General features: G+C 68.6%; 18 protein-coding genes and 2 pseudogenes. 9 read left to right on the top strand and 11 right to left on the bottom strand.

Annotated features, from left to right (window positions below; all coding sequences use genetic code 11):
- Positions 1-28: 28 nt before the first annotated feature.
- The 4 genes from AB5J62_RS14610 to AB5J62_RS14595 all read right to left on the bottom strand — a co-directional run bounded on the left by AB5J62_RS14610 (position 29) and on the right by AB5J62_RS14595 (position 5409).
- On the bottom strand, positions 29-2449 hold the full coding sequence (locus AB5J62_RS14610; RefSeq protein ID WP_370948741.1) for a hypothetical protein: 2421 nt from the start codon (positions 2447-2449) through the stop codon (positions 29-31).
- Positions 2450-2552: 103 nt separating this feature from the next.
- Positions 2553-3452 carry an alpha/beta fold hydrolase gene (locus tag AB5J62_RS14605; protein ID WP_370948740.1) on the bottom strand — a complete coding sequence of 300 codons (900 nt, stop codon included), beginning with the start codon at positions 3450-3452 and terminating at the stop codon, positions 2553-2555.
- 179 nt (positions 3453-3631) lie between these two features.
- The gene (locus AB5J62_RS14600) at positions 3632-4612 is read right to left on the bottom strand and encodes a hypothetical protein (RefSeq protein ID WP_370948739.1); all 981 of its coding nucleotides are present in this window, start codon (positions 4610-4612) and stop codon (positions 3632-3634) included.
- 170 nt (positions 4613-4782) lie between these two features.
- Positions 4783-5409: a GTP cyclohydrolase II gene (locus AB5J62_RS14595; protein ID WP_370948738.1), complete on the bottom strand. Its 627-nt coding sequence runs from the start codon at positions 5407-5409 to the stop codon at positions 4783-4785.
- Positions 5410-5491: 82 nt separating this feature from the next.
- Here AB5J62_RS14595 and AB5J62_RS14590 point away from each other — a divergent pair, with 82 nt between their 5' ends.
- The 4 genes and pseudogenes from AB5J62_RS14590 to AB5J62_RS14575 form a co-directional block, all read left to right on the top strand.
- Entirely contained in the window at positions 5492-5890 is a 399-nt protein-coding gene (locus tag AB5J62_RS14590; RefSeq protein ID WP_370948737.1) for a 6-pyruvoyl tetrahydropterin synthase family protein, read from the top strand.
- On the top strand, positions 5890-6894 hold the full coding sequence (locus AB5J62_RS14585; RefSeq protein ID WP_370950262.1) for a glycosyltransferase family 4 protein: 1005 nt from the start codon (positions 5890-5892) through the stop codon (positions 6892-6894). Before AB5J62_RS14590 ends, AB5J62_RS14585 begins: the two co-directional genes overlap by 1 nt.
- On the top strand, positions 6891-7667 hold the full coding sequence (locus AB5J62_RS14580; protein ID WP_370948736.1) for an SAM-dependent methyltransferase: 777 nt from the start codon (positions 6891-6893) through the stop codon (positions 7665-7667). Before AB5J62_RS14585 ends, AB5J62_RS14580 begins: the two co-directional genes overlap by 4 nt.
- Positions 7667-8461: pseudogene (locus AB5J62_RS14575) on the top strand (YbhN family protein); the annotation flags it as partial. The gene AB5J62_RS14580 and the pseudogene AB5J62_RS14575, both read left to right, overlap by 1 nt.
- 39 nt (positions 8462-8500) lie before the next feature.
- Here AB5J62_RS14575 and AB5J62_RS14570 read toward each other — a convergent pair.
- Complete coding sequence (locus AB5J62_RS14570) at positions 8501-9238, bottom strand: creatininase family protein (RefSeq protein ID WP_370948735.1); 738 nt, start codon at positions 9236-9238, stop codon at positions 8501-8503.
- Positions 9225-10202 (bottom strand): zinc-binding alcohol dehydrogenase, encoded by a 978-nt coding sequence (locus AB5J62_RS14565; protein WP_370948734.1) that lies wholly within the window; start codon positions 10200-10202, stop codon positions 9225-9227. The genes AB5J62_RS14570 and AB5J62_RS14565 overlap by 14 nt, the downstream gene beginning before the upstream one ends.
- 27 nt (positions 10203-10229) lie before the next feature.
- Here AB5J62_RS14565 and AB5J62_RS14560 point away from each other — a divergent pair, with 27 nt between their 5' ends.
- Together AB5J62_RS14560 and AB5J62_RS14555 are read left to right on the top strand one after the other, a co-directional pair.
- Positions 10230-10964 (top strand): CDP-alcohol phosphatidyltransferase family protein, encoded by a 735-nt coding sequence (locus AB5J62_RS14560; protein WP_370948733.1) that lies wholly within the window; start codon positions 10230-10232, stop codon positions 10962-10964.
- Entirely contained in the window at positions 10957-11340 is a 384-nt protein-coding gene (locus AB5J62_RS14555) for a DoxX family protein (RefSeq protein WP_370948732.1), read from the top strand. The genes AB5J62_RS14560 and AB5J62_RS14555 overlap by 8 nt, the downstream gene beginning before the upstream one ends.
- Here AB5J62_RS14555 and AB5J62_RS14550 read toward each other — a convergent pair.
- Positions 11327-12001 (bottom strand): RibD family protein, encoded by a 675-nt coding sequence (locus AB5J62_RS14550; RefSeq protein WP_370948731.1) that lies wholly within the window; start codon positions 11999-12001, stop codon positions 11327-11329. The genes AB5J62_RS14555 and AB5J62_RS14550 overlap by 14 nt on opposite strands.
- Before the next feature lie 98 nt (positions 12002-12099).
- Here AB5J62_RS14550 and AB5J62_RS14545 point away from each other — a divergent pair, with 98 nt between their 5' ends.
- The 3 genes and pseudogenes from AB5J62_RS14545 (at position 12100) to AB5J62_RS14535 (ending at position 16220) form a co-directional block, all read left to right on the top strand.
- Positions 12100-13704, top strand: coding sequence for a sulfatase (locus AB5J62_RS14545; protein WP_370948730.1), 1605 nt, complete (start codon positions 12100-12102; stop codon positions 13702-13704).
- A gap of 127 nt (positions 13705-13831) precedes the next feature.
- Positions 13832-15081, top strand: a pseudogene (locus AB5J62_RS14540) (IS4 family transposase).
- Positions 15082-15338: 257 nt separating this feature from the next.
- A complete protein-coding gene (locus AB5J62_RS14535) occupies positions 15339-16220 on the top strand; it encodes a 1-aminocyclopropane-1-carboxylate deaminase/D-cysteine desulfhydrase (RefSeq protein WP_370948729.1) in 882 nt (293 codons plus the stop codon).
- On the opposite strand, the gene AB5J62_RS14530 is transcribed toward AB5J62_RS14535, so the two are convergent.
- From AB5J62_RS14530 to AB5J62_RS14515, 4 genes are all read right to left on the bottom strand, one after another.
- A complete protein-coding gene (locus AB5J62_RS14530; RefSeq protein ID WP_370948728.1) occupies positions 16204-16758 on the bottom strand; it encodes a snapalysin family zinc-dependent metalloprotease in 555 nt (184 codons plus the stop codon). The two genes, AB5J62_RS14535 and AB5J62_RS14530, sit on opposite strands and share 17 nt — an antisense overlap.
- A gap of 210 nt (positions 16759-16968) precedes the next feature.
- Positions 16969-18810, bottom strand: coding sequence for an OmpL47-type beta-barrel domain-containing protein (locus tag AB5J62_RS14525; protein ID WP_370948727.1), 1842 nt, complete (start codon positions 18808-18810; stop codon positions 16969-16971).
- Between the two features lie 66 nt (positions 18811-18876).
- Entirely contained in the window at positions 18877-22839 is a 3963-nt protein-coding gene (locus AB5J62_RS14520) for a ThuA domain-containing protein (protein ID WP_370948726.1), read from the bottom strand.
- Positions 22840-23106: 267 nt separating this feature from the next.
- On the bottom strand, positions 23107-24120 hold the full coding sequence (locus tag AB5J62_RS14515) for a multicopper oxidase domain-containing protein (protein WP_370948725.1): 1014 nt from the start codon (positions 24118-24120) through the stop codon (positions 23107-23109).
- Positions 24121-24132 lie beyond the last annotated feature (12 nt).

Raw genomic sequence — 24132 nt, 5'->3', positions numbered from 1 at the left:
CGCCGGTCAGGCGGCGGGGCCGATCAGGTCAGCCTCCGAGTATGCAGAGCAGGTTGCAGGCGGTCGCCGACGATCCGGCGCTGGTCACCGGCGTGCTGCCGACCGGCGTGTACGTCGCCGACGCCGTGTTGGTCAGCGGCAGCAGCACCAGCAGGACGGACGACGAGCAGTAGACCTGCTTCGCCGTGCCCGGCGCGAGCGAGAAGGTTCCCGCGGCCGTCGCGCACGACGGTTGCGCCGAGTCGTTGACCTTGGCGCCCGTGATGCCGATCGGGCCCGCGTTGGTCACCGTGATCCGCCAGTACGGGTGCGCGAGCAGCAGCCCGAGAATCCCGACCGGCGCCTGTTTCACCCAGGGACCGGCGCCGCCCGGCCCGCAGTCCGCCGCTTGGTGCGACGCGCAGATCTCCTTGTTCACCGTCACGTTCGGCAGGCAGGCCTCGCCGGGCTTGACCGGGAAGCTCACCGTGTTGGACGTGCTGGCGCCGCCCGCGTCGCCGCCGGTGGCCGTGTTCGTCACCCCGGTGGCCGTGCACGCCGCCGCGACCGTGGTCTGGAAGCAGACCTGGGGCGCGTCACCGAGATAGGTCACCGTCACCGACGGATGGTTGGTCGGCGTGAAGTCACTGCCGTTGTTGAGCACCAGCGACACCGCGATCGAGATCGACGGATGCGCGGCGTAGGAGACACCGGACAGGTCGATGGAGCCGTCGGGCGCGATGGCCGGGGTCGCCACCGTTCCACCCGCGTCGGTGACCTTGACCGTCGACGCCGCCAAATTCACGTTGGCGAGGTTGATGTTCTCCAGCTTGGCACTCTGGTAACCCTGCACGTGCCCGGTGCCGCCGTCACAGTAGAACGCGGACGGGTTCAGGTCGATCGACACGCCACTGTGGATGCACGGCGACGCGCCGGTCATCGGGTCCTCGGAGAACAGGATGCCCGCGTCGCCGAGGCCGATCAGGCACCGGGTCGTCGAGTCGTAGGCGTACCCGTAGTCGCGGGTCGTGCCGCCGTTGACACCCGGATGTCCCGCGGGCGACGGGAATCCGGCGCACGGGGCGGCCGTCGTCCAGTCGTGGCAGGTGGTCGCGCCCAGGGTGCGGCCCCAGGACCCGAAGTAGCTGCGGACATGCCCGTCGGCCGTGGTCGCGGTCTCCGGGTTGAAGACCAGCTCCCCGGACAGGAGCGACGAGAACGACGGCGGCGTCAGTGTCGTGCCGTCCAAGGCGTAACAGAATCCGGTCGGCACGGCGGCGATGGCAGTCCCGCAGGCGCCGACAGCGTTTCCTGTTGTGTCGTAAGCGGTGTAGGCGCTGTACGAGAGGTAGCCGGGCGCGGGCCCGATCGGCCTCGGCGTCGCCCAGGAGGCGCAAGCGGTCGTCGTGGCCGGGTCGAAGCAACCCAGCATCGGCGTCTGCCCGCCAGGCGACGTGGAGACGAAGACCTTGCCGTTCACCACGGTGAGCGAGCCGGTGTAGTTGGCGCCGCCCTGGCCGTTGCCCGGCGCGACGGCGGCGTAGGGCTGGCCCGCGCACGGCGCGCGGGTCGCCATCGTCAAGCACAGCACCTGGCCGGTGCTCCCGGCGCCGTAGATGTTGCCGCCGGTCGCGACGAGCCCGCCGATGTTGGTGACGGCGTTGGTCGCCAGCGGGAAGAACCCGCAGTTCTCCCGCTGCTCCAGGTCGAGACAGCCGACCCCGGTGCCCGTGGCGGTGGTTCCGCCGTAGTAGACGATCCCCGGCCGCCCGGGATCTTCGACATACTGCGAGATGAACGCGCTCGCGATGTCACCGGTCGCCCCGGAGCCGAACGGGCCCGGCGTGGTGTTCACCGGCTTCGGCCACGGCCCGCCCGCACAGAGCCCGCCCGCCGAAAGGTCGACGCAGACCAATTTCGGCGAGGCCGCGGCGGCGTGGTGGAACATGTTCCACGATTCGACGGAGCCCGAGGCCGTGCGGTGCAGGATCGGCGTGTAGCCGTCACCGCCGGTCGCGGTCGCCGCCGCCTGCACCGGCGGCAGCAGGTTGCCGGTGAGCGTGGTGCCGCCGGGGCGCGCGTTCTGGTTGGTGGCACGCACGGAAACAGTGGCCGCGCCGGGATCGTTCGGCTGGAAGAGCGTGCCGTCCTGCGACCAGGCCGGTGTCCAGCCCGGCGGCACCTTCAGCGAGCCGGGCACGTAGGTCTGCGCCGAGCCTGCGCCGGCGATCGGGTCCGTGATGGTCGTCGGCCCGCCCGCGGTGTTCGCGTAGTCGACGACCCAGTTGAGCGTGTCACCGTGGTTCACCGGGTTCGCACCAGGGTGCGTCAGGTTCTGCGCGCTCTTGGTGAGCACCGACGGCGCGGCGGCGCCCACGTCCGGTGCCATGACGATCATCGCGGCGAGCAGCACGCCCACCGCCGGTATCGCAGATCTACTCACGCCGAACCGCCAGGTTCTTCGCGTCATTTCCGCCCCTTCGCAGCATTGATCAGGTGTGTCACCTGGCCAAGTGCAAGCGGAAGCCTAAGATCCGGAAGTCGGTGCCAACAACGGCATTCACTGAAATGCCTCAACGGACCATCCTGTTGGCGCAGAGCGTTTCCGTGGTTTGTTTTTCACCACGACAGTGACGAAGGTCGTGCAAAATGTCGGCCAGCTCGGCGGGCCCGCGGAAGAAGCCGGTGTGACTGCTCGGGATCGTGTGGACGGCGAACGGGTTGGCCGGGGTGAGGGCGTTGGCTTCGGTTATGTAGAGGTCTTGGGCTTCGGGCGGCATCGCGCGGTCGAGTCCGGTGCGGACGAAGGTGCGGGGCACGCGGCCCCAGGTGGCTTTGTCGGCGCGGTGGTCCCATGCCGGGTCGGTCTGCCAGAAGATCTCGTCCGGCTGGGTGTAGGCGATGAGGCCGAGGTACTGCTCCGGGGTGAGTTCCGCGGCGAGCGCGCGGCGGAGGCGTTCGAGGATCGCGGGGTCGGCGCCGCGCCAGTTCAGCCGGATGAAGCCGAGGTCGGCGGGGTTGCCGACCGTGATCGCCATGGCCGCGGGCAGGAAGTCGCTCGACGCCCACGCCGGGCCTGCCGGGTACTCGGCCGCGGCGCTGCTGACCGGACATTGGGCGGCGATGTAAACGAGATGGGACAAGAGGTCCGGGACCGCGTTGGCGACAGCCGTGATGACCAGGCCGCCGAAACTGTGGCCCGCCAGGATGACCGGGCCGTGTTCGTGGACGCGGCGGACGACGTCGATCACGTGGCCGATGGTCTGCTCGGCCGTCACGTCCGCCAGCGAAGACGGCTCTGTCGCGAAGGTTTTGAGGTCTTGGTCGTGGTAGGCCTGGCTGAAGCCCGCGCCTCGGCCGGGCAGGTCGACCGCGAGTGTCCGATGGCCGCGCAGTGCCATTTCCTGCTGGACCGTGGACCAAGCGCGACCGCTGCTGCCTGAGCCGTGCACGAAAACGTAAGTGGGATTCATGGGCCCGATTATGAACACCGACCGGCGAAACGACCCAGAAATTGCACTTTAAGGCCGAGAAATCAACCCTAAAAGGAATCCGGAATAATTGATTCAAAGAGGACAAAGGAAGACCTGCCATGGCCGCGTTCATATTGTACCACAAAGGGGTTCGTGAGTGTGCGGCTCCGCTCGGGCCGTCAACCGGCGGTGATGTTGACGACGTTGGCCGCGAGGAAATTGTCGATTTGACCGCGTTCCACATCGGTGGCCGGCGCGATGAGTGCCATTCCGCCGAGCGGGCCGGGCGGGGCGCCCTTGACCAGCTCGACCGGGATGGCCAGTGAGCCGGTTTTGCCTGCCTTCAAGGGTTTCAGTGAGCACACGACAATCTCGGGCACCAGTGGGTCGCGGTCGGTCAGGCGCATCTTGCAGCCGGACGGCAACGGTTTCGCGTGGTCGACGTTGACGTAGAACGGCGTCACGTAGGTGAGCCGGATGTCACCTTTCGCCTCGTGCGGCGCCTTGCTGCCGTAGGTGAAGGTGACCTTGCCCGGCTGGCCGTCGGACACGGCGGGCACCGCGTTGGTCAGGTACAGGTCGACCGGGTTGCCGTCGGGCAGCTTCGGTGTCGGGCGGGTGATGACCACCTGCGCGTAGTTCCAGTTGTCGCCGAGGTCGGCGTCGGCCCCGGTCGGCGCGGCCATGGCCATGCCGCGGACCCGGCCGACGAAGCGGACCCGGGTGGTCGCGGCGACCGGGATGCCGACGGTCACCTCCTTACCTGCCGCGATCGGACCGGGAATCCGGCAGGTGACCACCTCGGGGATCGTCGGATCCGGGTCGGTCAGGCGCATCTCGCAGCCCGACGGCAGCGGCTGGTCGTGATCAACGTTGAGGTACGTCGGCGTGACGTAGGTGAGCGTGACCGGGTCCGTGACCTCGGCGGATCCGACGTTGGCCACGCGCAACGTCTGCACGCCCGCGGCGCCCGGCGCGACGGACAGCGCGTTCGACGACAGCGTCAGGTCGGGGCGCGGGGGCGCCACCCGAAGCGGAGCGGCGGGCGCGGCGAGCGCGATCGCCGGTGTAGCGGGGACGACCTTCTCCACCGAGACCACCGGCGCTCGCGGAAGCGGCATCACGGCCCAGGCGATCACCAACGCAGACGCCGGCATCACGCGCAGCCACCGAACGGATGATGTTCCGGCGGTTCGGTGCCGACCCATGAGCCACTCCCCTGCTCGTCCAGCGCTGTTCACGCTCGATCGATGCTAGGGCACTCTGTGTCACCACAACGAGTGAATCACGCCGCCGGACATACCCACTCAGTGGTGTCCACAGTGGACGGTCAGCGGGTGACGCACCCCTCGATCTGGGGAAGGTCGTGGCCGAGCCGGTCGCGTTTCGCCGTCAGGTAGCCGATGTTGTGGTCGTTCGGGGCCATCAGCAGCGGCACCCGCTCGGTCACCCGGATGCCGGAGGACTCGAGCGCGTGGATCTTGTCGGGGTTGTTCGACATCAGCCGCACCGACCGCACCCGCAGGTGCCCGAGGATCCGGACGGCGGGCGAGTAGTCGCGGATGTCGACCGGCAGGCCGAGCGTCGTCGCGGAGTCGAGCGTGTCGAGGCCCTGCTCGTCCTGCAGCACGTGAGTGCGCACCTTCGCGACCAGGCCGATGCCCCGGCCCTCGTGCCCGCGCAGGTACACCAGGATGCCGGCGCCCTCGCGGACGATCGCGTCCAGCGCGGCGTCGAGCTGCTCGCCGCATTCGCAGCGCATGGCGCCGAAGATGTCACCGGTCATGCACTCGGAGTGCACCCGCACGAGCACGTCGTCGCGCGGCGTGGGCGTGCCGAAGACCAGCGCCATGTGCTCGAAGCCGTCGGCGCGGAACGCCACCGCGCGGAAGGTGCCCCGCCGGGTCACCAGCTCGGATTCGGCGACGTCGTCCTGTCGAAAAGCCTGCTCGTGCATCCAGTCCCCTAGTCAGCGCGCTCCGGTTGATCGTTCACTACGCTCGGCCGGAGTCCGAACCGCAATCCCCTTGGAGGACGTCTTGTTCAGCGTCACCGTTCGCGATCACGTGATGATCGCCCACAGCTTCCGCGGCGAGGTCTTCGGTCCGGCCCAGCGTCTACATGGTGCAACGTTCGTAGTGGACGCTCGGTTCAAACGGCCGGAACTCGATGCGGACAACATCGTCGTCGACATCGGACTGGCCACTGTGGAGCTCGGCAAGGTGCTCGCCGGGTTCAACTATCGCAACCTGGACGAAGTACCCGCTTTCGCGGGGACAAACACTTCGACCGAGTACCTCGCGAAGTACATCGCCGACCGGCTCGCCGACCTGGTGCACGACGGCACACTCGGCGAGGGCGCGCGCGGGCTCTCCGCGATCGAGGTCACGCTGCACGAGTCGCACGTCGCCTGGGCCGGCTACGAACGCGCGCTGTGATCGAGGTCGTGCTGCCGGGCGGCGTCGACGATCCCGCCACGCCGAGCGGCGGCAACGTCTACGACCGGCGCCTGTGCGAGCGGCTGGACGTGCGCGAAACCGCCATTCCCGGCAGCTGGCCACGCCCTGACGCGCGGGCGCGTGGAGAACTGGCCGCGGCGCTCGCCGGGTTCCCGGACGGCGCGGTCGTGCTGCTCGACGGGCTCGTGGCCTGCGGTGTTCCCGAAATCGTTGTCCCTGAAGCCGCCAGACTCCGCCTGGCGGTGCTGGTTCATCTCGCGCTGGCCGATGAGACCGGTCTGGAGCCAGCGCTTGCCGCCGAGCTGGACGCGAAGGAGCGCGAGGTCCTGCGAGCCGCGAGCGCGGTCATCGCGACCGGCACGGCGGCGGCGCGGCGGCTGGAAAGCCACCACGGCCTGCGCGAGGTCCACGTTGTCGCGCCCGGCGTCGACCCCGCGCCGTTCGCCCGGGGCACCGACGGCGTCTCACGGCTGCTGTGCGTCGCTTCGGTGACCCCGCGTAAGGGTCACGACCTGCTGATCGAAGCGCTGGCGTCGCTCGCCGACCTGCCGTGGCATTGCGTCTGCGTCGGACCGCTGCGCGACACCGCGCACACGCAGCGCGTCCGCGAGCTGATCGCGCGGCACGGCCTCGGCGACCGCGTCGAGCTGGTCGGCCCGCTCACCGGCGAACCTCTCGGCGACGCCTACGCCGAAGCCGATCTTTTCGTGCTCTCCTCCCGTGCGGAGACCTACGGCATGGTCGTCACCGAGGCGCTCGCCCGCGGCATTCCCGTGCTCGCCAGTGCCGTGCCCGACGCGCTCGGTGACGGCGGCGTTCTCGTCCGGCCGGGTGCGCTGACCAGCGAACTTCGCCGCTGGCTGACCGATTCCGCACATCGGGACGACCTGCGGGCGAAGGCGAAACGACGTCGAGCCGAACTGTCCACATGGGACGAATCCGCCCGCGAAATGGCCGAGGTGCTGGCTAGTCTGCGGGCATGAGCTTCGCACCAGAATGGCTCGCGCTGCGCGAGCAGGCCGACGCCGACGCCCGCTCGACCGAGCTGCTCGACCTGCTCGGCGAAACCCGATTGAACCGAACCCCCCTGGTCTTTCGTGACTTGGGTTGTGGAACGGGATCGATGGGACGCTGGCTCGGCGCGCGGCTGCGCGTCGCGCCGCACTGGGTGCTGCACGACCGTGACCCGCGCCTGCTCGAACTGGCCGGTGCGAGCATGATCGCGGGGACCGTGGAGACGCGTGAGGGCGACCTCACGGCGCTGCGCGCGGACGATCTCGCCGGCACCTCGCTGGTGACCGCGTCGGCGCTGCTCGACCTGCTCACGCGTGCCGAAGTGAACGAGTTGGCCTCGGCATGCGTATCAGCCGGTGTGCCAGCGCTGTTCACGCTCTCCGTCACGGGAAAGATCGAGTTCGCGCGCCCCGAGGCGCTCGACGCCGAGTTCGAAGCGGCGTTCAACGCACACCAGCGGCGTGCCGTCGACGGCAGGCGGCTGCTCGGTCCGGACGCCGTCGCGGCGGCGGCCGAGGCGTTCGCCGACGCCGAAGTCCACACCCGGCCGAGCCCGTGGCGGCTCGGCGGTGAGCAGCGGGCGCTGGCCGCGGAATGGCTGCGCGGCTGGGTCGGCGCCGCCGTCGAGCACGAGCCGGGCCTCGCCGCCGAAGCACCCGCCTACCTGCGGCGCAGGCTCGCCGAAGGCCCCCAGGTCTCGGTCGGCCACACCGACCTTCTAGCGATACCGAGGACGAGCTGATGAAGCGTTTCTGGCCGTGGCTGCGCCTGCTGCTGGCGCTCGGGATCTTGGCAGCGCTGGGTTTCCGGCTCGGCACCGGCGCCTTCGTGGCCGGGCTGCGCGCCATCACCGGCTGGTCGGTGCTCGCCGCGCTCGGCATCGGGCTGCTGACCACGGTGTTCAGCGCCTGGCGCTGGTGTGTCATCGCGCGCCGCCTCGGCCTGCCGCTGAGCCTCAAGGCCGCGGTCTCGGACTACTACCGGGGGTTGCTGCTCAACGCGGTGCTCCCGGCGGGCGTGCTCGGGGATGTGCATCGCGCGGTCGACCACGGCAGGCAGTCCGGCGATGTCGGACGCGGTGTCCGCGCGGTCGTGTTCGAGCGGTTCGCCGGTCAGGCCGTGCTGATCACCGCCGGGATCGCGGTCGTGTGCACCCAGTCGACGCTGCCGGTCGACGTGGCGCCGAGCCGCGGCGCGGTGCTGATCACGCTGGCCGTGCTCGCCGCCGCTGCCGTCTTCGTCGCTACGAACGACCGCGCCCGGCGCGCGGTGCTGACGATCTGGGCCGATGCCCGTGTCGGCCTGCTGTCGCGGAAAGCGTTGCCGCGCGTGGTTTTCCTGTCCGTGGCGACGCTCGCGGGACATGTCGCGCTGTTGCTCGTCGCGGCCGATGTCGCGGGTTCCACGGCGTCGATCGGGCAGCTGTTCCCGCTGGCCGTACTGGCGCTGCTGGTCATGGCCGTGCCGGTCAACATCGGCGGTTTCGGGCCGCGCGAAGCGTTTCTGGCGGTGGCGTTCAACGCGGCCGGGCTCGGCGCCGCGCAAGGTCTCACGACCGGGGTGGTCTACGGGGTGCTAGCCCTGATCGCCGCCCTGCCTGGCGTGTTCGTGTTGTTCCGCAGGCGAGTCGAACAGCCCGAGGTAGTCCACGAAAGCACTGGTCAGCGCGCCGAGAAGGTCCTCGCCTTTGCGGGCTGACGCCAGCGAAGGCCGACCGACGACGCCGGACTCCGTGTACGGCGCCAAGCCGTGGGTCAGCAGGTGCGGGCGTTGACCACTGTCGTGATCGCTCGTCTCGAAGCCGGGCCGGAGCAGCTCAGGGTGCGCGTGCAGCAGGATCGACGTCTCCAGCTCGCCCGCGTGCATGTCGGCGTAGGACGAGGTCTCGATCCCGGCGGCCGTGCGCGCGGTGTCCCAGTCGTGGCTGCCGGGGAACAACACCATCCGGCCGCGCGACTCCTGCACGATGTTGCGCAGCACGTAGTTGCCGCCGTGCCCGTTGACCAGCACCAGGTTTTCGACGCCGGAGAGCCGCAACGACGCGGCGATGTTTTCGATGACCGTGATGAGCGTTTTCGCCGAGATGCTCACCGTGCCCGGCCAGGACGCGTGCTCCTGCGAACACGAGATCGTGATCGGCGGGAGCAGCTGGACCGGGTACGCGGCCGCGATCGACTCGGCGATGGCGCACGCGATGACGGTGTCCGTGGTCAGCGGCAGATACGGGCCGTGCTGTTCGAAGCTGCCGACCGGCAGCACCGCGACGGTCGCCCGGCGGGCACGCACGTCGGCCGTGGTGTCACGAGGAAGCATGATCACGACGGTAGTCAATCCGGTGGCAGAGGGCAGGAAACTCACCGCTCGCCAGCCTCGGCAGCACCGACGGCAGCTCGTCGAACGGGCTTTCCCCGGTGATCAGCGCGTCGAACACCGGGTCGGCGAGCAGGTCGAGCGCGAGTGCCATGCGCTCGGCGTACGTCCGGTCCGGGCGGGCGACCGTGCCGACCTGGCTGCTGCGCACGGTCAGCCGCCGTGAGTGGAAGAACTCGCCGAGCGGCACGCTGACCCGGCGGTCGCCGTACCAGCTCAGCTCGATGACCGTGCCCTCCGGCGCGAGCAGGCCGAGCGCCGTCTCCAGGCCCGCCTCGGACGCGCTGGCGTGCACGACGAGGTCACATTCCCCCAATGCGGCTTTCGGGTCAGCGAAGCCGACGCCCAGCTCGGCCGCGATGGCCGCGCGCGCCGGGTCGGCGTCGACCAGCTGCACCCTGGCGCCGGGGAACTTCGCGAGCACCGCGGCCACGCTCGCGCCGACCATTCCGCCGCCGACGACCGCGATCCGGTCCCCGATCAGCGGTTTCGCGTCCCAGACGGCGTTGACGGCGGTCTCGACCGTGCCGGCGAGCACGGCGCGTTCCGGCGGGACGGAGTCCGGCACGGGCGTCAGCGCGGAGTCGGGGACGACGTAATGCGTCTGATGTGGATAGAGGCAGAAGACGGTCCGGCCTGCCAGCGGCCCGGTTTCGGCGACGCCGACGTTGAGGTAGCCGTATTTGACCGGCCACGGGAAGTCACCTTCCTGGAACGGCGCGCGCATGGTCGCGTACTGGTTCTCGGGGACCTCACCACGGAAGACCAGCGCCTCGGTTCCCCTGCTGACCCCGGTGAACAGCGTGCGGACCAGTGTCTCGCCGTCGCGTGGTTCGGGGAGCCGGACAGGGCGGATCTCACTTCTTCCAGATCCATTGAACCAAAAGGCCCTTGCCTGTCGTGTCATCTACAACCTCCGAGAAAGCGGTCCACAATGGTCACACTTCAGCACAACACGGCACCCGCCGTTGAGGAGCAGGGCGCCTGGGCCGGCCTGCAGGTCCTCCTGCTGGGCGTGCTCGGCGCGACGGCCGGGCTGGGCACGGCGGGCTGGCTCGCCGGGCTCGCGTACGGGCTCGCCACCTGGGTCCTCCTCAGCGCCGCGATGGACCGGTCGGGCACCCGCTCGCTGGGACCGGCCGACCGGGTCACCCTCGCACGGGGCGTGCTCGTCGGCGCGGTGACGGCACTGGTGGCGCAGCGTTCGGACGCGACCTCGGTGCTCGTCACGTTCACCGCGGTGGCGCTGGCGCTCGATTTCGTCGACGGCCAGGTCGCGCGGCGCACGGGCACGGCTTCGGCGCTGGGCGCGCGGTTCGACATGGAGGTCGACGCGTTCCTGATCCTGGTGCTGAGCGTGCACGTCGCGTTCGCGCACGGGCCGTGGGTGCTGGCGATCGGCGCGATGCGGTACGTGTTCGTGGCGGCGTCGTGGGCGCTGCCGTGGCTCACCGGCGACCTCCGGCCCAGCTACGCGCGCAAGACAGTGGCGGCGCTGCAAGGAATTCTCCTGGTCGTGGCGGCGTCGGGGCTTTTCCCGCACGCCGGGTACCTGGCCGGGCTCGCGCTCGCGCTGCTCACGTGGTCGTTCGGCCGCGATGTGGTCTCACTCTGGCGTTCTCGCATGGTGTTCAAGTCAACCGCGGTGGAAGGATGTTCCCGTGTCTGAGGCAAAAGCCGCCGTCCGCGTCGGCAACGTGGTGTTGTGGATACTGCAGGTGGCGCTCGCCGCTTACATCATCTACAGCGGGTACACGCTGTTCGGCGACAACTACGTGAAGAAGTTCGACGAGATCGGCTTCGGCCAGTGGCTGCGGTACGTCACCGGCGTGCTGGAGATCGCGGGCGGGCTCGGCCTGCTGATCCCGCGCCTGTGCGGGCTCGCCGCGCTGGGGCTGGTCGGTGTGCTGGCGGGCGCGGTCGGCACGGAACTGTTCCTGCTGGCCAAGGGCGGGCCGATGCTGCCCGCGATCCTGCTCGCGGCGGCCGCGGTGATCGCGTGGTTCCGCCGGGACACGATCAAGGACCTGGTCAGCCGCTCGTGATCTTCGGGAAGTAGCGCAGGACGGCGACATCGCCGAGTTTCACCACGTCTTCGAGGTGGAACCGGCGCGCGGGCCCGCCGGGGAATGCGGCGGGCTGGAGGAAACGCGGCGCGGCGGCCTGGCCGATGAGCATCGGCGCGACCGCCATCCGCACCTCGTCGGCCAGCCCGGCGGCGAGGAAGGCGGTGTGGATGCTCGCGCCGCCTTCGACCATCAGGCGGTCGACACCGCGTGCGCCGAGATCGTCCAGCAGCGCACCGAAATCGACGGACTCGCCGAGCGAGACGACATCGGCCAGGTCACGCAGGTCGAGTTGCCGTTGACCGGAATCCGTTGTGTAGACCAGTTTCCGGCCACCGCAGTGCCAGAACTTGAGATCCCGGCCCAGTGCGCCGGACCTGGTGACGGTGACCTTCACCGGATATTCGGGCCGCCCGCTCGCGACGCGGTCCGAACGCCGTTCGGCGCAGTTCACCAGCAAGCGCGGATTGTCCGTCCGCACCGTCTCGGCGCCGATCAGGATGGCACCCGATTCGGCGCGGATCTGGTCGACACAATCGAAATCCTCGGCGTTGGACAGCGGGAACCGGACCGCGCTCAGGTCGTCGATATGGCCGTCGACACTGACGGCGATGCTGAGAAGCACATACGGACGAGTCACGGCTCACACGGTACCGATTGAACGCGGAAGTGGCCGCGCACGTATCTAAAGGCAGCACCGAGAGAGGCAAAGCATTGGCGTTTCTTAAGGATCATCGGGTGGCGCGCGTGTTCACCGTGCTCGCGGGCCTGCTGGTGCTCGCCGTGCTCACCGCGCCGACCCGGCTCGACCAGCTGACGCCGTCCGCATTCCTGCGCGTCCCGATCGAAGGCCTGATCGGCGTGGTGGTCCTGCTGGTGCTCCCCGAGCGCGCCCGGCGTGTCGCCGCGATCGCGGGCGGTATCGCGCTCGGCCTGCTGGCGGTCGTGAAGATCCTGGACATCGGCTTCGACGCGGTCCTGTTCCGCCCGTTCGACCTGGTGCTGGACTGGCCCCTCTTCGGCCCCGGCGTCGAGTACGTCGACGTGACCTCCGGCCGAGCGGCCTCGATCGGCCTGGTGGTGTTGGCGCTGGTGCTGGCCGTCTCGTTGGTGGTGGCGTTGACGTGGTCGGTGGTGCGGCTGACCGGCGCGGTCGTCCGGCATCGTCCGGCGGCGCTGCGCTCGGTCGCGGTGCTGGCCGTCGTGTCGTTCACGCTCGCGGTGCCCGGCGTGCCGATCACGTCCACGAGCGCGGCAAACCTGGTCGGCGCCCACGCCCGGCAGGTCAACGCGGGCCTGCGCGACCGCTCGGAGTTCGCGGCCGAGGCCGCCGTCGACGCCTTCCGCGACACGCCCTCCCGTGATCTTTTGACGGCCTTGCGCGGCAAGGACGTGATCGTCTCGTTCGTCGAAAGCTACGGCCGGGTGGCTTTGGAACATCCCGAGATGGCTTGGCAAGTCGGCCAAGTGCTTGACAAGGGGACTGCTACGCTGCGCTCCTTGGGCTGCTCGTCGCGGAGCGCTTTCCTGACGTCCCCGGTGTCGGGCGGCGGCAGCTGGATGGCACAGGCGACGTTCCTGTCCGGGCTGAAGGTCGACAACCAGCAGCGGTACCAGACCTTGGTGGCCAGCGACCGGCTGACGCTGAACAAGGCTTTCCGGCGCGCGGACTGGCGGTCGGTCGGGGTCATGCCCGGCATCACGCGAGCGTGGCCGGAGGGCCAGTTCTTCGGCTACGACCGGATTTACCCGGCGGACGACCTCGGTTATCGCGGGCCGCGTTTCAGTTACGCCACGATGCCCGACCAGTACACGCTCTCGGCTTTCCAGCGCACCGAGCGCGCTGCCCCGCACGCACCCCTGATGGCGACCATCCCGTTGGTGTCGAGCCATTTGCCGTGGACTCCCCTGCCCCACCAGATCGGCTGGGACCAGGTCGGCGACGGCTCGGTCTACGCCCCGATGACCACCGGCGACGACCCGCACGACGCGATTTATTCACGTGACCCGGCGGTGGTGCGGGCGGACTACCGGAAGTCGATCGAGTACTCGCTCGGGTCGCTGATCTCGTACGTGCAGACTTACGGCGACGACAACCTGGTGCTGGTGTTCCTGGGCGACCACCAGCCCAACGCGATGGTCACCGGCGAGAACGCGGGCCGCGACGTGCCGATCACGATCGTCGCGCGCGATCCGTCGGTCCTGGACCGGATCTCGGGGTGGGGCTGGACGGACGGCCTCAAGCCTGCTGCCGGGGCTCCGGTCTGGCCGATGAACGCTTTCCGGGACCGGTTCCTGACGGCGTTCAGCCCGCCCGCCCCTTCTCCCCCGCCCGCCCATTGAGGTGGTCGTGAGTGGTACGGCCGGTTCTAACCCAATGCCACGTAGCTTAAGTTGATCTTGTTTGTGGTGGTGGGTTTGCGGCGTGGCGGTGTGGGTTGTCTGGGGCGGGCTGGTCTGATCGTCGGTTATGAGTTCAGGTGTGACGGTTAGCCCGGATCAGGTGTCGCTGGGTGTGCTGGTGGCGGCGGTGGATCGGGATGTGATCGACGCCGCGATCGCGGCGTGCGGGGTGGGGGCGAAGCGGTCGGATGGGAAGCTGCCGCCGCGTGTGGTGGCGGTGCTGACGATGGCGATGTGCTTGTTCCCCGACGATGATTATGAGGAGGTCGCGACGAAGGTGACCGGGTCGTTGTCGCGGTTCGGGTGCTGGGATGCGTCCTGGTCGGTGCCGACGGCCAGTGGGATCACTCAGGCTCGTAAACGGTTGGGGCCGGTGGTGATGGAGCAGGTGTTCGAGGGTGTCGCGCAGGCGGTGGCGACCTCGGACACGCGTGGCGCGTGGTTGCGGGGGTGGCGGTTGCTGGCGATCGACGGGTTCGAGGTCGACCTGCCCGACACCGCGGGCAATGTGGAGGAGTTCGGGTATGCCGGATCGGGCAAGCACCGCTCGGCCTTTCCGAAAGCGCGGGTGGTGGCGCTGGCCGAATGCGGCACGCACGCGTTCCTCGCCGCTCGCGTCGGCGCCTATGCGACGGGGAGCAAACCTTGGCGCAGGAGCTCTATCCGCGTCTGCTTGCTGATGAGCTGCTGACCGCGGACCGGAATTTCTATAGCTGGGACGCGTGGGACAGCGCCTCACGCACGGGTGCGGCGTTGTTGTGGCGGGCACCGGCGAACCTGGCGTTGCCGGTGGTGCGGGTTCTGTCCGACGGGTCTTATCTCACGGTTCTGATCAACCCGAAGGTCCGCGGAGCGGGCCGTCGTCGTCAGATTCTCGACGCTGCGATGGCCGGGGACCAGATCCACCCCGAGGAGGCACACCTGGTCCGGGTCGTGGAATACGACATCCCCGACCGCGTGGGCAACGGCACCGGTGAGCTGATCGTGCTGCTCACGAACATCACCGACTCCGACGACGCGGCCGCCGAGGAACTCGCCGCGGCTTATCACCAGCGCTGGGAGGAGGAAACCGCCAATGACCAGCTCAAAACCCATCTTCGAGGGCCGGGCAAGATCCTGCGATCGAGGCTTCCGGAGCTGGTGCATCAGGAGATCTGGGCGTGGCTGACCGTCCATTACGCCCTGAGTGTCCTGATCGCCCGCGCGGCCGAGGCCGCAGATCTCGACCCCGACCGGATCAGCTACAGCCGTGTCCTGCGTATCGCCCGTCGTTCCGCCACCGGCACGGCGGGTTTTTCCCCCTCCGGACTGGACTGACGCACTACCCACGATCCTGGCCGACATCACCGGCAAACCCCTCCCGCCCCGCCGACACCGAACATGCCCACGCGCGGTCAAACGGTTACGCCACAACGCATACCGCGCCAAGAAACGCACCGAACCAGCCAGCACCCGCCACCCCAGCCCACCCACGATCAGGCTACGCGGACTCACCCGCGCAGCCTGATCAACTCAAGCTACGTGGCATTGGGTTCTAACCGGTCATACCACTCACGACCCAATACGGTGGGCGGGTGGAGGATTTGGCCGGGCTGAGGCTGCCGTCGCCGCTGGTCGAGCTTGAGGACGAGCGGGTGGCCAGGCATGGGGTCCGGGTCTGGCTGAAGCGGGATGACCTGATCCACCCGGAGTTCCCGGGCAACAAGTGGCGCAAGCTCAAGTACAACGTCGCCGCGGCGCGGGAACGAGGTGCGTCGACGCTGGTGACGTTCGGCGGCGCGTATTCGAACCACATCCGGGCGGTGGCCGCGGCCGGGCGGCACTTCGGGTTCGAGACGGTCGGGGTCATCCGGGGCGAGAAGCACGAGCCGCTCAACGAGTCGCTGGCCTACGCCGAGCGCAACGGCATGCGCCTCAAGTACGTCGACCGCGAGACCTACCGCCGGAAGGACACGCTCGAGTTCGGCGACGCCTACGTGATCCCCGAGGGCGGGGCCAACGCGGCGGGAGTTCGAGGCTGCCGGGAAATCGTCAGCGAGATCGACGTCGCGTTCGATGTGCTGTGTTGCGCCTGCGGGACCGGCAGCACACTGGCCGGGGTGGCGAACGGGCTCGCCGAGCACCAGCGAGCGCTGGGTTTCGCCGTGCTCAAAGGGGCCGAGTTCCTTTACGACGACGTAAAAGGGCTTCAGGAAGCGGCGTTCGGTGAAAGCACCGGAAACTGGTCGATCGAACTCGATTTCCATTTCGGCGGGTACGCCAAGCGAAAGCCCGAGCTGGACGAGTTCATCCGGGGCTTCGAGCCTGTCGCGCTTGACTGGGTTTACGAGGCCAAGATGATGTACGGGCTTTACGCGCTACTGGACAGCGGGCGGTTCGAGCGCGGGACCACCCTGGTCGCGCTCATCGCGCAGGGGCACGCGATGAGCGCGAACGGGATCAGGCGGCGTCCGTGAGGACCGCGTTCGTCGAGACGGCGGCGGTGCCCTGGTAGTTGCGCTGGACGCGGGCGGCTTCGGTCGCGTTGGGCTTGGTGTTCTGGCAGCTGACGCCGCCGGTGGAGCCGGACATCAGCGACGAGCAGGGGCCAGGCTTGATGTCGGGCAGGCCGAGGGTGTGGCCGATCTCGTGGGCCGCGATGCGAACCACGTTGTAGCCCTGGTTGACGGCCTCCCGGCCCATCCAGACGGTCGCCGTGCCGGTGGGGCGCACCGGGCCGAGGTTGGCCTGCGGCCAGCCGTCGGTCGCGACGACCCGGATGTTCACGCGCTGGCCTGGGGTGGCCTTGACGATGCGGACGTTGGTGACGGTGGTGTTCCAGACGTTGACGCCCGCCGCGACCTGGGTCTTGAACTCCCCGGCCTGGCTGTCGTCGTAGGTGAGCGTGGTCGCCAGGATCTCGGGTGCCGCGGCGGCGGGGGTCGCGGAGACCGCGACCAGCGGCAGCGCCAAGGCGGCGCCGGCCAGAACACCGGCGAAAGTACGTCGAAGCACGTTCTACTCCTCGGGTCCGTACGTGCTGAGCGGTGTCGACATCATTGGGCGCCTCTGTGATCTTATGACCGATTCGCCCACTACCGACACCCTCCGAACGTCGCCTGTCGCCTAACGTGACGACGGGGTGCCGCGCGTTATGACCCGCCCACCGCCAAGGGCTCGTGCGCGTTGCGGGCGGTTAGTACCGCCCGCAACGCGCACGAGCTTTTAGGCGAGGTTGCGGCGGGCCGAGTCCGGGAGTGAGGACGGGGGGCCGCCGACGCTGGACTCGAGCGCGGCCATGACGATGCGGCCGCGGTCGCTGGAGGCGAGGACGCCGTTGTCGACCAGCTCGGCCGTGACCGCCTTGACGTGCCGGACGAAGCTGTCGTGCGACGCGTATTCGGCGTTCTCGTCGATGATGTCGTTGATCGTGCAGCCGTTGCCGGTGTCGATGTTCTCGACCTGGCTGTCGATGTCGCCGATGATGACCGTGTCGCGGACGTCCGAGTCGGGGCAGGCGTCCGGCCTCGGCCCGATCTGGACCACCTTGAACGCGCCCGACTGCTCGGCCGCGACATTGCCCGCGACATCGGTCGCGCGGTACTTCACCACGTGCGAGCCCAGCGTCGAAACCACCACAGGCGCCGTGTAGACAGTCCACAAACCACTGTCCAACTTGTACTCGATCGACGCGACGCCGGAACCCGAGTCGGCGGCCGACAAAGTCAAAGTCGCCTTGCCCACATAGGACCAGTTGGCATCCTGGTCGCCGATCAGCGCGGCCGACACGGTAGGCGCGGTGGTGTCGCTGCCCGCGACCACGGTGAAGGTGACCGTGCCCTCCGGCGAGACGTTGCCCGCCTTGTCGGTCGCGCGGTAGGTGACCGTGTGCGCGCCCGCCGTGCTCACCGGGAACGGTGCGGCGTAAGCGGTCCATGCGCCGCCGTCCACTTTGTACTCGATGGCGCCGACGCCGGAGCCCGCGTCGGTGGCGGCCACCGTGACCGTGGCCTTGCCGATGTAGTTGCCGTCGCCGTCCTTCGTGCCGTCGACCGTCGCCGAAGCGACGGGCGCGGTCGTGTCGCTCTTCACGACCGTGAAGTGGGACATGCCCTCCGGCGAGACGTTGCCCGCCTTGTCGGTCGCGCGGTAGTGGAACATGTGCATGCCCGCGGTGTTCACCGCGACCGCGGCCGTGTACGCGGTCCAAGCGCCGCCGTCGAGCTGGTATTCGACGGACGCCACACCGGACTCCGAGTCCGTGGCGGTCAGCGAAACCGTTGCGACGTCGAGGTAATTTCCCTGTGGGTCCCGCTGCCCTGTCAGCGCGGCGGTCACCGTCGGCGGGGTCTTGTCCTCTGCTGGGCCGTCGACGATCGTGAACGACGACATGCCTTCCGGGGAGGCGTTGCCCGCCTTGTCCGTGGCGCGGTAGTGGACCATGTGGGCGCCGAGCGTCGAGACCGCGACCGGCGCGGTGTACGCCGTCCACGCGCCACTGTCCAGCTTGTACTCGACCTTGTCCACACCGGACTGAGCATCCGTCGCGGTCAGCGCGACGGTGGCCGACTTGAGGTAGTTGCCCTGCGGGTCCTTCTGGCCGGTGACCGAGGCGTTGACCGTCGGCGGGGTGGTGTCGGGGCTGCCGCCGTCGGTGACGATCAGCACACCGGTCATCGTCTCGTGACCGGGGAAAGCGCAGAAGTACCGGTACTTTCCGGGAAGCAGGGTCACGGTGACCTCGTGGCGGCCGTTCGTCGGGTCGAACGGGTTCGCGACGATGTTCGTCGTGACGTTGTGGTTGTAGCCCTCGGTCGAGGTGTCGAAGGTCAGCGTGTGCGACATCCCGGAGGTGTTGCCGGTCGCCTCGCTGTTCTCGAAGACGATCGTGGTCTCACCCGCTTCGGCCGTCGACGGCGCGGACGCGTACGCGGTGACGCTGTTGTTCGCGGTCCAGGTGAGCGTCTGTGCCGGGGCGATCGGCAACAGCCTGGCCGACGCCGGCGTCGCCAGCAGCCCTAACGTGATCAGCACCGCGCCCAGCGCGGCGAAAGCTTTTCTTACCATCGCGGGGAAAACCTTCCTCAAGAAGAAAGACCGGCCGGGCGTGCGCACACGCCCGGCCGGTTCGCACTACAGCTGTCGCACGCGTATGTTGCGGAACTCGACCAGATCGTTGTCACCGTGGTTCTGCAGACCGATGTAGCCGGTCAGGAACTGCCGCAGATCCGTCGGCGGGTCACCGGCACGCGAGGACTGCTTGCCGGGTGTGTTGTCGAACTCGTTGATCACCGCGCCGTTGCGGATGATCGTGTAGTGCTGCCCGACGACCTTGACCTCGTAGTCGTTCCAGGTGCCCTTCGGCCTGGCGCCCGCCGCGGAAAGCGGTTGCGGGTCGAAGTTGTAGATCGACCCCGTCTTCTGCGGCTCGCCGGTCTCACCGTCGTAGATCTGGATCTCGTGTCCACAGTAGATCGCCACCCACGCCTCCGAGGTGCGTGCCGAGCCGACCGTCCCGCAGCTGCCCGGCGGGCGCTGCGCCAGCGGGGTCCTCGGGTCGGGGAACCGGGTGAACACGCCGCTGTTGGCGCGGCCGTCACCCGGCGCGATGTCCTTGAACTGGAGTTTCACCGAGAAGTCGCCGTACTGCTGCTTGGCGTACCAGAGCATGCCCAGCCCGCCGGATGGCCGCAGTGACCCGTCCGGCTGAATGGCGAACTGACCCGACGGTGCCTGCGCCCAGTTGCGGAACGACTCTGCCGTGCCGTCGAAGATCGCGTCGTAGCCGGTGGTTCCGGCCTTGCCGATCGGTGAGGCCGCGGCCGCCGCGTTGAGCTTGTCGGACTCCGCCGCGTTGATCACGCCGAGGTCCACAAGGGACTCCGTGACCTGCTCGACGTGATTGACGAACCCGGCGTGCGAAGACCACGTGCTCTCGTCGTCGATCAGGTCGTCGACCCGGCAGCCGCCACCCGCGAGATGGTTGCCCACCGTCGTGTCGGTGTCCCCGAAGGTCACCGTGACACCCGGATCCGCTGTCAGGCAGCCGACGTTGATCGAACTCCGCGTCGTCACCGCTTCGCCGTCCGCGTAGGTCACGGTCAGCTTCGCGGTGTAGATCCCGGTGCGCGGGTAGGTGTGCTTCGGATCGGCCTGAGTGGACACCGAGCCGTCGCCGAACTCCCACCGGTACGAGACGCCACCGGACTTCGAGCCGGTGAACGACGCCATCAGCGGCTTGTTCTGCACCATCGTCGACGACGCAGTGGTGGCCGGGGTCGCCGCGCCGCCGATGTAGCTGATCTTCAGCAGTTTCTGATTCTCCTGCAGGGTGAAGAAACCGCTGCCGTAGTCGAGCACGTACAGCGCGCCGTCCGGCCCGAACTTGGCGTCCATCCAGCTCTGCAGCTTCGTGTCACCGCCGCCGCCGGGCAGGATCTGCCGCAGTGTCTCGGCGAACACCGGCGGCTGGTGCGTGGGCACGCCGTTCGGGTCGACGGTCACCGCGATGCGATTCTGCGAGTTGCTCTGGTCACCGATGAGCCACTTGTTGTCCCAATAGGACGGCCAGGCGACGCCGCTGTTGGTGTTCACCAGGTTGCGGTGGTACGTCGGGCCGGACATGACCGCCTGGCTGCCGCCACGCAGGTACGGCTCGGTGTACGTGGCGTCCGCCGCGTTGTACGTCGGGATGGAACTGTTGGGACGGTTGGGGAACACCGGCCCGCCGCCGTCCGGCGAGTACCAGATCATGTTGTCCTTCACCGGCGGCAGGTTCACCAGGCCGGTGTTGCGCGGGGACGTGTTGACCGGGTTGTTGCAGTCGTACCAGCCGGTCAGCTCCGCCGCGTTGCTGGAGCTGCGGTCGCGGTACGGCTGCCGGTTACCCATGCAGTACGGCCAGCCGTGGTTTCCGGCTTCGGTGATGATCGTGGCCGTCTCGTACTTCGCCGGGCCGAGCTCCGGGCTCGGTGACGGCGCGTCCGGCCCGACCCACGCGGCGGTGAGCCAGTTCGTCACCGGGTCGATCTGCAGGCGCGAGATGTTGCGCACGCCCATCACGTAGATCTCCGGCTTGGTCTTGTCGGCCGGTGAAGTGCCCACGGGGAACAGGTTTCCCGGCGGGATCGTGTACGTGCCGTTCGCCTCCGGGTGGATGCGGAGGATCTTGCCGCCGTAGTCGTTGGTGTTACCGGCCGTGCGGCGAGCGTCCTGGAAGGACAGTCCCTTGTACTCCAACGTCCAGTTGTTGCCCGAGTAGCCGTTCGAGCCCTGCGACGAGTTGTTGTCACCGGAACCGACGTAGAGATTGCCGTCCTTGTCGAACGCCATGCCACCACCGGCGTGGCAGCAGCTGTGGATCTGGACGTCCCACGACATCAGGTCCTTGCGGGTCGCCTGGTCCAGCGTCTGCTTCGTCAGGTCGTAGGTGAACCGCGAGATCGTCCGCTTGCCGACGCGCTTGTCACGGTCGATCGACTCGTGCGGCATCCAGTAGGCGTACATCCAGCCGTTCTCGCTGAACTTCGGGTCCAGCACGAGACCGAGCAGGCCCTCTTCGTTCTTGACCAGCTCGTCTCCGGAGCCACGGTTACCCATGACCTTCAACGTGGTCAGCAGTTTGGGCTGCTTCGTGACCGGGTCCCACTGGTGGATCGTGCCGCAGCCGAGGCCGACGTTCGGGTCGTCCCAGCTGACGATCGGACCGGTCGGGCAGGCCGCGCGGCCGATGTAGAACACCCGGCCGTTGGGCGCGATCGTGAGCCCGTGCGGCTCGCCGATCTGGTCCATCTGGCCAGGCTGGTTCTTCGCGGTCAGGCGCTCGACCTTGTAGTTCGACGCGATGCCCGCCTTGCAGTCGCCGCGGACCATGCCCGTGGTCCAGCGCAGCGCGCCGAGCACGTGGTTGCGGAACTGGGTGTCGCCGTAGCTGGCTTCGGTGCGGCCCATGCTGCTGTAGAAGGACCGGCCGCCGTCGTAGTCACGGCACCACGAAACCGGGTGGAACGGACCGTTCGCGCCGGTGCCGGGGGTGTAGGTCTTCTCCTCGACCTGCGCGACCGTGTGCACGGTGCCGACCGGGTTGGTCTCCCAGTTCAGCCAGCGGTCGGTGCGGGTCCAGTTCTTCGGCAGGCCCGCGGTGGCCGGGTGCGCGCCGTCGAGCACGTCGACCACGGCCGCCTGCGGCGCGGGCTCGGGCGGCGGCGGGGTGGTCGAGTTGTCCTTGAACAGCTTGAGGTCCGCGAGCTGGACGATGTTCTCGCCCGAGTTGGCGGTGATGTTCAGGCGGTAGTTCGAGTACACCGTGGTGTTGGTGAAGGTGAACGTCCTGGTCTGGAACCGCTCGCCGAACACCTCGTTGGTGCGGGTGTCGAGGTCGGTCCAAGCGCTGCCGTCGTTCGAACCCTGCAGCGTCCAGTTCTTCGGGTCGCGGCCGGGAGCGTCGTTCGCGGAGACGAGCGCGTAGCTGCTCACCGCGACCGGCGCGGCCATCTTGTACGCGGCCCAGCCGGTGCTCTGGAAGGCCAGCCACTTGGTGTTCTCGTTGTTGTCGGCGAGCTTTTCCTTGGTCTCGTTCGGCGGATTCTCCGCGCTCGCGGTGACCGACGCGACGGCCTCGGGGGTGGGCCGCGCGCCGACCGGGCGGGCGCCGATCAGGCCGGTGAACCACTGCGAGCCGTCCTGCGCGCGGGCCGCGTCGGACAGGCCGAGGAAGCCGCCACCCGCCTTCATGTAGCCCTGCAGCGCGGTTTCCTGGTCACGGCTGAGCGTGACACCTTGTGCCGAAAGGAAAACGACACCGCGGAACTTCGCCAGGTTGCCCGGGGTGAACACGCCTGGGTCCGAAGAGGACGTGACGGTGATCCCGTTGGCCTGCCCCAGGCTCGCGATCGCGTCGGCCGCGCGGACGACCGGGTCCTTCTGATCGGCCGCCGCGCCGGCGAACACCAGCACGTTGACCGGCACGTTCGCGGCGGGTGCCGCCTGCGCGACCGGCGTGATCGTCAGCGGCGCGCCAGCCGTGACGACGGCGCCGACCGCGAGTGCGGCTATCGATCGCCGCCTCAACCAGCGTCTGGATACTTGTCGCCCCATCCTCACTCCTTCATTGGTGGTCTGGGTGCCCGCCCCATCCGGGATAAAGCGGGCTTTACTCCGCGGAGTTAAGCCCGCTTTATCCCGCGGGGTTTAGCAGGCTTTATCCCGCGGGGTTTAGCAGGCTTTATCCCACGGGGTTTAGCGGGCTTTATCCCACGGGGTTTAGCGGGCTTTATCCCACGGGGTTTAGCGGGCTTTATCCCACGGGGTTTAGCGGGCTTTATCCCCGGGAGTAAAGCCCGCTTTATCCCGGGGTGTCGGTGGTCAGTGGGTGGTGTGCATGGAATGGACTGAGTGGTCGTCGGTGGTCGACGGGGTGTGGACGTGCCCCTTGAACCGGTCGAGCGCGTCCTGCGCGCCCGCCGGGAGGCTGCCGTCGGGGTTGCGCACCAGGAAGATCCCCGACATGCCGCCGTCGGAGTGCTGCTGGACGTGGCAGTGGTACATCCACACGCCGGGGCCGACACCGTCGCCCGCGATCACCTGGAAGCCGAACGAGCTGCCGGGGTCGAGGTTCTTGTTGTCGATCACCTGCGCGTTGTCGGTGGCGCTGGCGAGCATGCCGGTGCGGGTGTCGGCCCAGCGGTGCGCGTGCAGGTGGAAGGTGTGCGGCAGATTTCCGTGCCCGATGCAGATCCACTCGACGCGCTCGCCGAGCCTGGCCTCGAAGATCGGGGTGTCCGGGGCCATCTTGTGGTTGATCATCATCTCGTTGAACACCACGGTGTACTGCCGCAACGGCAGCAGGTCACCGCGCTTGCGTACGATCAGGCCGCCGTAGAGGCCCTTGGCCAGGCCACCGGTGCCGTGGTCGGTGCCCAACGCGTGGTCGTGGTAGTGCCAATACCCCGCGCTTCCGGGCATCCAGAAGCCGCCGTTGGTCTGGTACTGCGTGCGCGTGCGCCAGATGTACGTGCGGGTCTCGCGCGGCTTGTTGAACGACGCGTTGAGCGGCGCGCCGTCCGACGAGGTCTCGTAGTTGACGCCGTGCGGGTGGATCGACAGGCGCTGGTCGGTGTTGTTGACCAGCTCGATCTCCAGTGTGTCGCCCTCGTAGATCTCCAGCAGTGGCCCCGGAACCGTGGCCTGGCCCGGTTCGAGGCCGTAGCCGTAAAGCCCGCCGGGCAACTGCTCGGCGTAGATGGTGATGCGGCGGGTCAAGCCCGCCGCGGTCGCCGACGGCGGCGCGGAACTGGCGCCGACCACGACCGGGGCGAGCACCCCGGCGGTGGCGCCGGCCAGTACCGACCGGCGGGAGAGTCCTCTGCTTATGTCCATTGTGGATATTCC

It is taken from the genome of Amycolatopsis sp. cg5, assembly GCF_041346955.1.
Taxonomy (GTDB): Bacteria; Actinomycetota; Actinomycetes; order Mycobacteriales; family Pseudonocardiaceae; genus Amycolatopsis.
This window is presented reverse-complemented; position numbering and strand designations above follow the sequence as displayed.

Coding starts and splice junctions, on each gene's coding strand:
- AB5J62_RS14610 (WP_370948741.1), bottom strand. CDS start 2,449: ATGACGCGAAGAACCTGGCGGTTCGGCGTGAGTAGATCTGCGATACCG.
- AB5J62_RS14605 (WP_370948740.1), bottom strand. CDS start 3,452: ATGAATCCCACTTACGTTTTCGTGCACGGCTCAGGCAGCAGCGGTCGC.
- AB5J62_RS14595 (WP_370948738.1), bottom strand. CDS start 5,409: ATGCACGAGCAGGCTTTTCGACAGGACGACGTCGCCGAATCCGAGCTG.
- AB5J62_RS14580 (WP_370948736.1), top strand. CDS start 6,891: ATGAGCTTCGCACCAGAATGGCTCGCGCTGCGCGAGCAGGCCGACGCC.
- AB5J62_RS14570 (WP_370948735.1), bottom strand. CDS start 9,238: ATGCTTCCTCGTGACACCACGGCCGACGTGCGTGCCCGCCGGGCGACC.
- AB5J62_RS14565 (WP_370948734.1), bottom strand. CDS start 10,202: ATGACACGACAGGCAAGGGCCTTTTGGTTCAATGGATCTGGAAGAAGT.
- AB5J62_RS14560 (WP_370948733.1), top strand. CDS start 10,230: ATGGTCACACTTCAGCACAACACGGCACCCGCCGTTGAGGAGCAGGGC.
- AB5J62_RS14525 (WP_370948727.1), bottom strand. CDS start 18,810: ATGGTAAGAAAAGCTTTCGCCGCGCTGGGCGCGGTGCTGATCACGTTA.
- AB5J62_RS14520 (WP_370948726.1), bottom strand. CDS start 22,839: ATGGGGCGACAAGTATCCAGACGCTGGTTGAGGCGGCGATCGATAGCC.
- AB5J62_RS14515 (WP_370948725.1), bottom strand. CDS start 24,120: ATGGACATAAGCAGAGGACTCTCCCGCCGGTCGGTACTGGCCGGCGCC.